This is a genomic window from Psychrosphaera sp. 1_MG-2023, from assembly GCF_030548245.1.
GTDB classification, from domain to species: domain Bacteria; phylum Pseudomonadota; class Gammaproteobacteria; order Enterobacterales; family Alteromonadaceae; genus Psychrosphaera; species Psychrosphaera algicola.
Genome location: NZ_JAUORW010000008.1, coordinates 216,806 through 229,810, shown reverse-complemented (window position 1 = coordinate 229,810; position 13,005 = coordinate 216,806). Strand labels below are relative to the sequence as shown.

The following is a 13,005-nucleotide window of genomic DNA, read 5'->3' as shown; positions in this document are numbered from 1 at the left end:
CAAATTGTTCAGAACAAAAAACGTCATCCCAAAAGAGCCTATGCGATATTAGGGATCTCCAACCGAGTGCAGAGGAAGTTAACCTGAGCTTTAAATTAGCGCATATGTTCAGAACAAAAAACGTCATCCCCGTAGCTTATAACGTTAATCAGCCACAGCGATATTAGGGACCTCCAACCGAGTGCAGAGGAAGTCCATAGTTCGCCCTAAATTGGCTCAAATTGTTCAGAACAAAAAACGTCATCCCAAAAGAGCCTATGCGATATTAGGGATCTCCAACCGAGTGCAGAGGAAATAATAAAATCAGCGACTCTGACCCCACAGGTCGGAAAAAACGTCATCCCCGTAGCTTGTAAAATTAGTCAGCCTAAGCGATTTTGAGATGACGGGTAATACGCAGAGGCAGTCCATAATTCGCTTTAAGCTTTTTACCTATTCCGCTAATAAGGCAGCCAGCACATAAACTAGTGGTGCGTTCCAGTTAATGGCAATTTCATTGGTCGCGAAGCTACACCAGTCATCGATGTAAGTGCGAGCCGGTTCGGTATAGAGGTAATTACAGCCATCTTGTCTCCCGCTGTGTGGACCACCTGCAACCATACCCGGAATAGGTTCTGCAATGCCGTCGCTGTCTGAAATACGATGGTGTGGAAACATAGGACTTTTTGAACCAAATCCAGTCACAAAAGAGTAGTCCGTCGGGTTACGTCCTAATACGTAGTCAAGAATGTTTATGGCCACTTCCCGATACGTTTGGTCGTCTGTCAGTTTATGTGCCTGCATCAGGATCAATGCTTTGTTTAACGCCACTGAATTACTGCCCCAAACAAAGTCAGACGCTATCATAGGTACTTTATAGCTGCTGTCTTGGTATTGACCAACAAGCTTGTCGGCTAAAGTAAGCTGATCCGCTTTAATCTCGGCATATTTCACCGGGTCGATAATGTCTTCACCCTGAAATAGTAAAGTACTTGTGGCTAAATAAGCCACGTAAGACCATGACGGCACGGCGACATCGCTGCGATACTTAAGGTAATGATTAAAGTAATCGATGTTTTTTGTGGTAATAAATAACTCTGCAGCAGCCCAGGCAAATTCATCATTAAAAAACGAATCACCATATTCGCCACTACTGACATCCGCGGGTTGTTGATAGATTTCCATCGGATGCGCTACAGCCCAACTCCAAGCTGATTCGGCGGCGGCCAACCATTGCTCACGTTTACCTGACATTGCAGTGTCAAATGGTTGATACACGCGATTCGACATTGCTAAAACAGCGGTAAAATTTAGTGTTGCGGCGGTGGATTTACCTATCACATAGCGGTCTCTTTTATCCTCGTCTGGCATTTCTTGACCAGGCCAATTTAACGTTGTGAGCTTATGGTACACACCACCGTCAGGGTCTTGCATTGTCGCAAGCCAATCTATGTTCCAAAGAGTTTCATTTAGAATATCTGGTATTAGGTCATCTGTTTCTGGGATATTAATCGCGCGGTTGTCGTAAAAATCAGGAAAGTGCTCGTATGCAGCCAATAAAGTGTATGTGGTAATGCCCGAATTAACGACGTATTTGCCGTAATCACCCGCGTCATACCAGCCTTTAGGGGAGGAAATAACCGTTAACTCCGGGCGCTCTGTGCTGGCGGCAGAAGCGTGGACTTTAACCTGCTCATCTGAATGTCCAGCGGCACGGGTCCATTGTTGACTATAAGGGGCTTCGATAGCTGTACCCGAACGGTTAAAATAATAAGATTTCAAAGCCGCGTCATGTAAAGGGTCAAATACCGTTGAACCAATATCAAAGTTGTGAGATTCATCTACACCAGCGACTCTTATGAAATACTGACCTTCAGTTTTAAATGGTGAAAAGTCTGCAATCTTAAACTGCGTATCGCCGGCAACTTGCCAACTTGCGGCTGTGGATAAGGTTCCTTCAAATACAACGGTGCCAGTATCCTTTGAAACTAAGGCAAATGAACTACTCGAAACATTAGGTACAACTGCAACTTTGTTTTCATTCGGTAAAAAGCCGACTTGGTTGAGTTGGATTTGTTCTACGGTGGTTTCCTGTTGCTCTTCTGGAAGTTCATTTTGTGTTGTTGGCGGTTCAGATTTATCGCCATTCGAACTGCCACATGCGACAGTCAAAGTGGCTAGCAACGTAATTGCTAATATTTTATTAATATTCATTTTTTCCCCGGGTTCAATTTTTATTCAATTGCACACTTTGCAACTACAGGTTAGTTGCAAAACGTTTTAATAAACGTCATTGTCTGAGAATGATTTTTTATTCTAATTTACTGTGGCAGACTTTAATCGACTCGGTTATTTTATAAAATACTGAGAAAAAGTCGTTCAACTATAGTCTTTGGCCGTACAACTTTATGCAAAAGTGTTTATTTGAACCATAAAAAGCAATATTTAGCATCGTGATTAATTATGATAGGTGAATAAATTTACCGTATTGAAATATTCTCTCTTAGAGACCAAATGTACTATTTTTCCAAAAGGTAAAGGCAATTAATGAAATCGGTCATCTTTAATACGCACGATTTGGTATTAATCTTCACTATGTATATATGTATACTTTTTGCGCTTTTCCTCGTGACTTTAAAAAAGGGCAAGAAACTAAGTAACTATTTACTCGCTGCTTTTTTATTAACGCAAGCGGCAATTCCACTCGATAATTTGATTAACTTTGGCGAAGCATTTCGACTTGTTGCCTTGGAATATTCGCCAAATTTATTTTATACCTTTGGATTAGCCTATTGGCTTGAAGCCCCCTTACTTTTACTCTATATCAGATCATTAATTTATCGCGATTATAAACTGGCAAAAATGGACTTATTGTACTTCGCGCCGTTTGTGCTTTTTGCCATATATTTTGCGAACACTTGGTTGATGCTTGATGATCAAGTCAAACTGGCGGCATTGCTTGGCAATAGCATTGAGGAAACGCCATCTGTCGACAGGGTGCTACATATTATTCGAGAAAGTTTACGGTTTGGCTTTGGTGTTTTATGTTTAATTGAATTACATCGCTACCAAAATCAAATAAAAAATGAAGTCGCATTTTTAGAAGATGTAGATCTAACCTGGTTAAAAGTCCTTGTTGTCGGCTTTTTAGTGATAAGAATAGACGCTATCTTTGTAGCGTTAGCGATTATCTTTTCATACGAAATTGGCATTTTAGTCGACCATGAAACCCTTGGCCTTACTTCAAATTATGTTGTGATGTTTTTGATCACCGGCCTGATATTTTTTAGTGCGGGCTATTCTTCAATTTTTAAAGGCATAGATACCGAGCTCGTCAATGAAAAACACGATGAAAATTTAACGCCATTTGATGCGGAACAAATTGCCCAAATAGAGCGCTACATGCTGGAACAAAAACCGTATTTGAATCACTTGCTCACGCTCGAAAATCTAGCCAATCAATTGGATATCTCATCCCGTCACTTGTCGTCGATTATCAATCGTCACTTTGAGAAAAACTTTTTTGAGTTTATTAATTTGTATCGGATTGAAGAAAGTAAGTCATTACTTACAACCGCACAAAACAAAAAAATGACCATGTTAGACATTATGGATTTAGCGGGTTTTAACAGTAAGGCAACGTTTAATACGTTTTTCAAAAAGCTGGTGGGCGTGACGCCAACACAATTTAGAAAAGATTATTGGCAATCGCAAAATCAAGACGAGAGTTAGATTGATGTAACCCTACAGCAATACAGTAGGGTTCCTATTTAAAAACTTTTTAGCTGTTTTGTTATGACAGCATTTGTTGGATATAAGCGTGGTGATCTGGCATAAGGTTGGCTGAATTTGCAATTACTGACTCAATATTTTGCAGTCGTCGTTGAATTTCAACATCAGATAGCCTGTCGACTAGTGGATGATAATTATTGGCTTTTATCCCCTGACCCTGCATAACCGCAAGCCACGACGTTTCATTAAACAGCTCATCATCTTGACGAAATATCCGGCCAGTTTCTTTATACATTTCTATTTTTTGCTGCAACGTTGATGGTATCGGCATAGCTTGGCAATAGCGCCAGAAATCAGAGTCATCGCGTTCAGTCGCTTTGTAATGCAATACAATAAAATCCCTAATTCGAAGGTATTCCTTTTCCGTTTGTTGGTTAAACAAATCAATGTCGCATTGATTGATATTTTTGTACGGGAACAAGGTCATTAATTTGGCAATAGCTGATTGAATTAAATGCAACCCAGTTGACTCGAGTGGTTCGACAAAACCAGCGGCAAGGCCAATCGCAATACAGTTTTTGTTCCAGCTTTTTTTGCGCATTCCAGTCGTCCAGCGCAACATATTAATATCAGCGATGGGTGAGGATTCCAGTTGTTGTAATAATACCTCCTGAGCGGCGTTATCGTCGATAAAGTCACTTGAATAGACATAACCATTGCCAATTCTGTTTTGCAGCGGAATACGCCAAGTCCAGCCCACACTTTGGGCGGTTGATTTAGTATAAGGTGTAATGTTTTGAGCTGTTATTGTATGGCAAGGTACTGCAGCTGCTCGGTTACACGGTAGGTAATGACTCCAATCGTCAAATCCGGTTTTTAGAGCTTGTTCAATTAATATCCCTTTAAAACCAGAACAATCGATAAACAAATCGCCAGTTATCTGCTGGCCGTCTTCAAGAAATAAGGTCTGAATATTACCGTTATCGGCATTTAAGCCAACGTCCATCACTTTGCCGTTTAGCTTAGTCACGCCGCGCTTTGTTGCATAACTGGACAAAAATTTTGCATATAACGTCGCGTCAAAATGATAGGCATAGTTAATGCCCGCTAACGGTGAGTTTTGTTGTTGCTGCGGATGCATAAATTTATTTTGATACGCGGCAACCGCCGTGAGTGAGTATTGCGAGAGGTCACTCGCCTTACCAAGTTGTTGCATCTTCAACCAATAATGATGAAAGGGTAGAGCGTCAATATTGGTGCCGTATGTACCAAAAGGGTGAAAATAGGCGTGGCCTTTTTTTTGCCAATCAACAAATTCAATACCGAGTTTAAATGTCGCATTGGTGAAGTCTAAAAATTCTTTTTCATCGATGTCTAAAATTCGATTAAATAACTGTACCTGTGGGATAGTCGCTTCGCCTACAGAAACAGTACCAATTTGGTCTGATTCAATAAGAGTGATGTCACATAGTTCGGGGCCTAACACTTTAGCCAGCGCCGAAGCGGTCATCCATCCGGCTGAACCACCACCGACAATTACGATAGACTTAACGGTGTTGGGATTCGTCGTGTAACTCATTACGTTTACCTCAAGTAAAAAGCTGCCAACCATAAATGGCGGCAGCTTTTGCTCCAATTTAATTACCGATTCGACCTAATAAATCATTAGGTCTCACGACAAATTAAAACACTCGGTTTTAAAAATTACCTTTAACAACTAGGCTAAACCGGCGGTCACTTACAAACCATGAACGTGAGGCTTGGTTGCCGTCGTTGTCTATTTGCATTGTTGTATGTGCAACTTCATTGGTTAAGTTGCTGCCTTGAAGGCCGACTTTTATGTTTTCACTGACATCATAAAATATCGAAGCGTCAACTTGTCCACCGGCTTTGTTATATATAGGCAACTGAGTGATAACATCTTTGGTCGTTAACAAATAATCTGAGCGCCAGTTGTACGCAATACGTGCGTTAACACCGTATTTTTCATACATACCAACGAGATTGAAGTTGTCTTGGGATAGACCCTCTAATGGAAGGTTGTCAAACGCTATGCCTTCACCTTCTTCAGAGTTAGGTTTATCCGGGGATAAGCCTGGGTTTGGTGAACCCTCTTCATCGATATAAGTGTAGTTGAATTGAATACCTAAGCCACTAAACGCCCCGGGTAAAAAGTCGAAAAATTGCTGATACGCTATCTCCGCCCCTTTTATCGAACCTTCATCACCATTTGTCGCCCCGTCTACTTGCACTATTTGCGTTGAGCCGTTGTTGGTGTATTCACGGTCAACTGAGCCATTAATAAAATAATTGCTCAGATCTTTGTAGAATAAAGAGGTTGTTAACGATCCCACGCCTTCGGCAAAATACCACTCTAATGCTAAATCATAACTGTAAGACTCCATTGGTTTTAAGAATGGATTGCCAGATTTAGCGGTATAACGTGAATATCGTGCATCTGTGATTTCTCTGTCGTCGCCATCACCAGTATAGGTGATGACCTGATCTTCAGCGGTAATGGCTACGTAGTTTCGCAGGTTACCTAAATCTGGTAAGGCAATGGCTTCAGAAAAACCAAAGCGAAGCAACAATTCATCAGTTAAGTTAAACTTGACGTTTACGCTAGGTAAAACATTTGAATACGAGCTCGATGCAGTTTGTTCTACAGAACCCGCGTCACCAAACGCAGCTTGATCAGCTGGTAAAAAGTGATCTGGGTCAGTGGTTGGCTGAGCCGGATCGCCTACGGAATCAGGGAACGTAATAAACCCTTTTGTATCGTTTTCAATTTTTACATATCTAAAACCAAGGTTACCGCTGAAATCAATATCGCCGATTTCACCCTCAAAATTTGCTTTGACATAAATGGCATTACTGGTTTCAACGGTGTCATTTATTTCATTTGGAATAAAGTGGCCTTCGGCGCCATCACGACTACCCAATGCACTCCAGCCTGGGGTTAAGCTAGCAAAAGCACTTTCAGCATTCGTGTAATCGGTTGCTAAAGAGACTTTAGGGAATAGAAACGCTTCTTCGCCTGCTGAATTTAAAACACCGCCGCGGGCAAAGTTGTCAAACGAAATCTGCTCGTATTGATTGTTTAAGCTTGCGCCTAATTCATCGCCCTCAGCGTCAAACCAAGCACTGCCATTGCCAGCCCAAGCTTCAGATAACCAACCCCAGTTGTAAGTGGATTGGCGAGTGATTTGCTCGCGCTTAGCGTGTCGAACACCTACTTTTAAAGAGGTGAAAAACCCTTCGTCCAACGTATATTGCGCGTCAGTTGCAAAGGCTAATTCGTTACCCTCATTGTCTGAGATGTGGTCCATTGCACTACGCCAAAAATAGTTGTGCGGGTTAGTAAAATACCCCGTCTCACCGTTATTAGCGGGATTGATAATAGAAATATCTGGATGTTCATCGCCGTGTTGAGCAATTCCAACGACGGCTCTGCTTGCACCCATTACTGAAAAATCTAAAATTTCAGATGTTGAGTTTACATACTGAAGATCAAGGTTAAATGCCCAAGTATCATTCGGGCGGTAGCGAATGTTAAAACCAAAATCATCAACAAGCGAATCTTGATTTCGTTGACGAGTGATCATGGCATGTTGCGCACCAAATTCGCCACCAGGTTGTCGTTCGGCGTCGTTTCCGCGCCATCCCGCTGTTGAGGTAATTAGACCCGATTCAAATAAGCCTTGGTCGGTTACTTCAAAAGAGGTGCCCGCGGCTGGAATTAAGTCATTGATAACGGCGTCGTCTGCCATTTCAATTGCGTTTTCAGTCCATGCTAGTGATGAGTCAGAACGAATAAACTGCGCGGTTGCAAGAATTGTGCGGTCTTCATTCTCCCATTGTACTGTACTTGCAAACCCTTCACGTTTACGGTCATCTTGCTTACGAGTGAGGCGAGTTGTGCGAGGCACCATAACTTGCTGCCCATCAACGAGTTGATTCTGTAATTCGTAGCGGCCAATTTGCGTACCGTCAGATTGTGCTTTTAGTTCAGAATTAGAATAGTTAAATAACACCCCAATTCGACCATTACTTATATCAAAGTTCTCGCTGTATAAACCTGAAAACGACGGCGTTGTCTCGTCAATAAAATCACTGTGTGTGGCATCTACGGTAAACGCTAAAACACGTTCATCGGAGTCAAATGGTTTACGAGTGATCAAGTTTACGGTTCCAGCAATACCACCTTCAATCATATCAGCAGATTGGTTTTTATATAGCTCTACGCCTCCCATCAACTCAGGCGGTACATCTTGAAAGCTCAAACCTCGTCCCGAGTCCGCGGTAAATGTATCTCGGCCATTAAACTCACTGCGGGTATGGGTAAGCCCACGAACCACCACACCACTGCCTTCCACACCGTAGTGATCAGGGTCATTGGCTCCGGCAAAACGTTCGATAGAAACACCCGGTAAACGTACTATCGCTTCCAATACGCTACGGTCAGGCAAAGAGCCGATATCTTTTGCTGAAATAGCATCTAATACGGTTTCGCCTTCGCGTTTCATATTTTGTGCATCGATTAAGTTAGAGCGAGTTCCTCGGACTTCAATAACTTCGATGTCACCGGTTTTAGCTGTATCTTCTGGTTCCGCAGCCCATAGTGACGTCGCCATTGGGAGGCTCAAAATTGCTGAACTAATTATTGAGAGCTTAAAGTTAGGACGTTGATTAATAGTCCTATTTTCTTTGATAGTTTTTTTCATTATTTCCCCGTTGTATTGTTTGTTTCTGCTGGTATTAGTTGCTGAAGCTAATACGTCGCTTTTTATAAGTTATGGCTTGTTGTGTTGAAAGCTCACCTAACTATTTTTTAATTTTCATATTCGTTTTTAGAGAACAAGGCGTCGAATGTCGTCTAACTAGATGAGAGAACTGAAATTTGAACGTTCAATTTTAATAATTCAACATGAATTCTTTTTCTAACCCTTGTAATTAAAGGGGTGAGGCGATTTTGTAGAGATGAAATTAATTTGTCTCTAAATTTGGCTGATATAGTTCAATTATTCTCACTTGTGGAAAGTTGAACGTTCAAATGGTGAAGTTGACATGCACTTGGTCGAATCGATTAAGGATGAGTTGGTAAACTTTGCTCTGCTTAATTAATCAACATGCAGAGCAGCGGTTACCAAAAATGAAAATAAAAAAAACACTAATATTAGCTTCTTTAACAAGCACGATATTGCTGAGTTGTTCAGCAACAGACTGGTTGGCAAAAAATGAAGTTCAGGCAAGTACAGGAAAGCCAACATTTGCGTTCCAAGATGAAAATCTTTCAGTTGAACAACGAGTCAACGACTTAGTCAGTCAGATGACACTTGAGGAAAAAGTCGGGCAGTTATTTGACAAAGCACCCGCAATTGAGCGTTTACAAGTCCCTGCCTATAAATGGTGGAATGAAGCTTTGCATGGCGTTGCTCGTGCTGGAACTGCAACGGTATTTCCCCAAGCTATTGGTTTAGCAGCGACTTTTGACGAAGACTTAATGCTTAAAGTAGGAACTGCAATTTCTGATGAAGGGCGTGCAAAACACCATGCGTTTTTAGCTGAAAATAACCGCTCTATGTATACCGGACTGACTTATTGGTCGCCAAACATCAATATTTTTAGAGATCCACGTTGGGGCAGAGGCCAGGAAACTTACGGTGAAGACCCATACCTTACCACGCGCATCGCAATCAATTTTGTGAACGGTTTACAGGGTGATGACGACAAATATTTAAAGTCAGTGGCAACCTTAAAACACTATGCCGTGCACAGTGGCCCTGAAGTCACTCGCCATAGTGATGACTATGCTGCAACACCGAAAGATTTGTCTGAAACTTATTTGTCTGCGTTTAGGGACGTAATATCAGAAACAAACGTTGCGTCGGTTATGTGTGCATATAACAGTGTAAACGGCACACCGGCTTGTGGTAACAACGAACTTATTCAAAACAAGCTACGCACTGAGTTTAATTTTACCGGATATATTGTTTCAGACTGCGGAGCAATCGCGGACTTTTATGACAGAAAATCTCATAATGTTGTTAAAACAGAAGCGGCCGCAGCTGCTATGGCGGTTAAGGCAGGGACAGATTTAAACTGTGGCGACCATCACGGCAATACATTTAGTTATTTAACGGAAGCGGTAAATAGCGGACTAATTGACGAGACTGAGATTGATGTCGCCGTTAAACGTCTGTTTGAAGCTCGATTTAAACTAGGTATGTTTGACGCAAAAAATAATGTGCCATATTCAACGATACCGCTAGATGTAGTGGGCTCACAAACCCACCTGTCACTTAGTCAGCAAGCGGCCGAAAAATCGTTAGTATTGTTAAAAAACGATAATTTACTGCCACTAAAAGGCAATGAAAAAATCGCTCTAATTGGTCCAAATGCTGATAACTTTATGGTGCTTGTAGGTAATTATTATGGTCAGCCAGTAAATCCTATTACCCCAAAACAAGCGCTAATGAAAAAGCTTGGCGCCGCACAAGTGAAATATACACCGGGGGCGAGCTTAACGGGAGAAGTGTATACTCATTTTACACCTATCCCTGCGGAACATTTTTTTCATATCGATCATAGTGGCCTTCAACAATCTGGTTTGATTGCCGAATATTATCCTGATCCCCACTTTAATCGGCAGTTAGCCAAGCGCCAAATTGTTGAAAATATCGACTTTAATTGGCAGCGCTCGCCAATCAACAACGCCATTGAACAAGAGTTTTCTGTCCGATGGCGGGGGCAATTCAAACCAAGTAAAACGGCTGAGTATCAGTTCAAAGCGCATAACTTGGCATTTACCTTAGATGGCAGAAGCGTTAATGGCGTGGTTAAACTTAATGCGGGAACAACTTACGAATTTAATGCCGAAAGCAAAATTAGTCATTACTGGCATAGCAATGTTATTCAGCCAAGTGCCTCTTTATCCTGGTTGGATCATTCACGCAACTTGACCGAAGAAGCACTAAGCGCAGCTCGCGACTCTGATGTTGTGGTCTTTGTCGGCGGCATCAGCGCTAATTTAGAAGGTGAAGAAATGCCATTGGCCATTGACGGTTTTTCTCACGGCGATAGAACGCACATTAATTTGCCACAATCACAGGAAAAATTACTTAAAAAGCTGAAACAAATAGGCAAGCCAATTGTCTTTGTTAATATGAGTGGGAGTGCCATTGCGCTCAATTGGCAGGACCAAAATGTTGACGCGATAATTCAGGGATTTTATCCAGGTGAAGCGACAGGAACTGCGTTAACTCGCTTGTTGTATGGCGAGTTTAGTCCTTCTGGCAAACTGCCCATCACGTTTTATAAATCGGTTACCGACTTGCCGGCTTTTAACGATTATTCAATGGCGAACCGGACCTATAAGTATTACGAAGGGGATGTGTTGTATCCGTTTGGCTTCGGCTTAAGTTACGCAGACGTCAAATATAAAAATTTAACCCACACATTGAATGAGCAAAGCGGTGAATTGCAACTTAGTGTTTCCCTTTCTAACGCCAGTGATAGAGCTACGGAGGAAGTGGTACAAGTGTATTTTAGTATGCCTGATTCACCGGTTAAAACCCCCATTCGACAGTTAGTTAGTTTCAAACGGGTAGGGCTTGCAGGACACTCAACGCAACAAGTCAACATTACTGTGCCTAAAAATAAACTGACCTACATTGATGATGCCGGTTTTGCTCAACCGTATCAGGGACGCTTAGCGGTAACTGTGGGGGCAGGGCAAGGCATTAAAATATCGCAAGATAGATTTCAGACCACCGAACTATCCTTGCCTTAATCGCTATAGGTGGAACGCAACAAAATGACAAACTCATCAGTTAAAGGTAATACGGCAGAAAATAAAACGACAACGATGTTGAAAACTGAGTTAGCGGGCAATCGCGATAATTTGTTTCAGATCTTTTTGGTGGCATGTGTTGCAACAATTGGTGGGTTTTTATTTGGTTTCGACAGTGGCGTGATAAATGGCACGGTTGATGGATTAAAATTTGCGTTTCATTCTGACAGCATAGGCACCGGATTTAACGTTGCGAGTATGCTATTAGGCTGTGCAATTGGCGCTTTTGGGGCTGGATTGAGCGCCGATAGCTTTGGCCGAAAAAGCGTATTACTGGTGTCGGCGGTGTTATTTATCGTCAGTGCCTGGGGCTCTGGCATTGCTACATCGTCAATGGAGTTTGTGGTTTATCGGTTAATAGGAGGGCTGGCCGTTGGCGGCGCTTCAGTCTTAGCGCCAGCCTATATTAGTGAAATAGCCCCTGTGCGATTTCGAGGAATGTTGTCGTCAATTCAACAAATGGCGATTATTGCCGGATTGTTTTGTTCTTTTTTAAGCAATTATTTGCTGGTGGAAGTATCTGGGAATTCAATCGAACCACTATGGCTAGGCTTTGAAACTTGGCGTTGGATGTTTTGGATTGAGCTTTTACCTGCACTTTTGTTTTTTGCCTGTCTGTTACTTATCCCTGAAAGTCCGCGTTATTTAGCGATAACAAATCAGCAGATAAAAGGCATGAATGTCCTTGGTCGATTGTTTGGTAAAAATAAAGCCAGTGCAATTTGGCAAGATATTCGAACATCAATTGATAACAATTCAGCGATAAAAATAACCGACGTATTTAACCCAAATAGCAGCAAGCTTAAGGCGGTTATTTGGATTGGGATTGGGCTTGCGGTTTTACAGCAACTGGCAGGGGTTAATGTCGTTTTTTATTACGGCGCAGTATTGTGGCAGGCTGTTGGGTTTTCTGAATCGGATGCGCTGCTGATTAATATTATTAGTGGCGCAATAAGCATTGTCGCCTGCTTTATCGCATTGATGTTAATTGACAAAATAGGTCGAAAGCCGCTTTTACTCATTGGTTCAGTGGGCATGACCTTTTCGTTATTTGGTATCGCAACGGCATTTGCCAACGGTACAATTGGAGCCGATGGTCAGTTAGATCTAGGCAGTTGGAGTTTTACCGCATTACTGCAAGTTCACCTATATGTTTTCTTTTTTAACTTTTCCTGGGGCCCCATCATGTGGGTTATGTTGGGGGAAATGTTTCCCAATAAAATACGAGGTTCGGGCTTGGCTATTGCTGGTTTAGCGCAGTGGTTGGCAAACTTTTTTATTACCATGACCTTCCCACTGTTGTTAACAAGTATTGGATTGGCGACGACATTTTCTTTTTATACTTTGTTTGCATTTAGCTCAATATTATTTGTTTTATGGTTTGTGGTGGAAACAAAAGGTAAAAAGCTGGAGCAAATGACATAAATTTAAATAGTATCGTC

Annotated in this window: 6 protein-coding genes; 3 read left to right on the top strand and 3 right to left on the bottom strand. The window is 41.9% G+C overall.

Annotated features, from left to right (window positions below):
- Positions 1-432: 432 nt before the first annotated feature.
- A complete protein-coding gene (locus tag Q4575_RS09995) occupies positions 433-2,193 on the bottom strand; it encodes a glycoside hydrolase family 9 protein (RefSeq protein ID WP_303522737.1) in 1,761 nt (586 codons plus the stop codon).
- Between the two features lie 333 nt (positions 2,194-2,526).
- Between Q4575_RS09995 and Q4575_RS09990 the strand changes: the two genes are divergently transcribed.
- Positions 2,527-3,711 (top strand): AraC family transcriptional regulator, encoded by a 1,185-nt coding sequence (locus Q4575_RS09990; RefSeq protein ID WP_303522735.1) that lies wholly within the window; start codon positions 2,527-2,529, stop codon positions 3,709-3,711.
- Positions 3,712-3,772: 61 nt separating this feature from the next.
- On the opposite strand, the gene Q4575_RS09985 is transcribed toward Q4575_RS09990, so the two are convergent.
- Together Q4575_RS09985 and Q4575_RS09980 are read right to left on the bottom strand one after the other, a co-directional pair.
- On the bottom strand, positions 3,773-5,290 hold the full coding sequence (locus Q4575_RS09985) for a tryptophan halogenase family protein (RefSeq protein ID WP_303522733.1): 1,518 nt from the start codon (positions 5,288-5,290) through the stop codon (positions 3,773-3,775).
- A 118-nt stretch (positions 5,291-5,408) separates the two neighbouring features.
- Positions 5,409-8,435 (bottom strand): TonB-dependent receptor, encoded by a 3,027-nt coding sequence (locus Q4575_RS09980; protein ID WP_303522731.1) that lies wholly within the window; start codon positions 8,433-8,435, stop codon positions 5,409-5,411.
- 428 nt (positions 8,436-8,863) lie between these two features.
- Here Q4575_RS09980 and Q4575_RS09975 point away from each other — a divergent pair, with 428 nt between their 5' ends.
- On the top strand, positions 8,864-11,503 hold the full coding sequence (locus tag Q4575_RS09975; RefSeq protein WP_303522729.1) for a glycoside hydrolase family 3 C-terminal domain-containing protein: 2,640 nt from the start codon (positions 8,864-8,866) through the stop codon (positions 11,501-11,503).
- A gap of 24 nt (positions 11,504-11,527) precedes the next feature.
- Entirely contained in the window at positions 11,528-12,988 is a 1,461-nt protein-coding gene (locus Q4575_RS09970) for a sugar porter family MFS transporter (RefSeq protein ID WP_303522727.1), read from the top strand.
- The last annotated feature ends 17 nt before the right edge of the window (positions 12,989-13,005 follow it).

Coding starts and splice junctions, on each gene's coding strand:
- Q4575_RS09995 (WP_303522737.1), bottom strand. CDS start 2,193: ATGAATATTAATAAAATATTAGCAATTACGTTGCTAGCCACTTTGACT.
- Q4575_RS09990 (WP_303522735.1), top strand. CDS start 2,527: ATGAAATCGGTCATCTTTAATACGCACGATTTGGTATTAATCTTCACT.
- Q4575_RS09985 (WP_303522733.1), bottom strand. CDS start 5,290: ATGAGTTACACGACGAATCCCAACACCGTTAAGTCTATCGTAATTGTC.
- Q4575_RS09980 (WP_303522731.1), bottom strand. CDS start 8,435: ATGAAAAAAACTATCAAAGAAAATAGGACTATTAATCAACGTCCTAAC.
- Q4575_RS09975 (WP_303522729.1), top strand. CDS start 8,864: ATGAAAATAAAAAAAACACTAATATTAGCTTCTTTAACAAGCACGATA.
- Q4575_RS09970 (WP_303522727.1), top strand. CDS start 11,528: ATGACAAACTCATCAGTTAAAGGTAATACGGCAGAAAATAAAACGACA.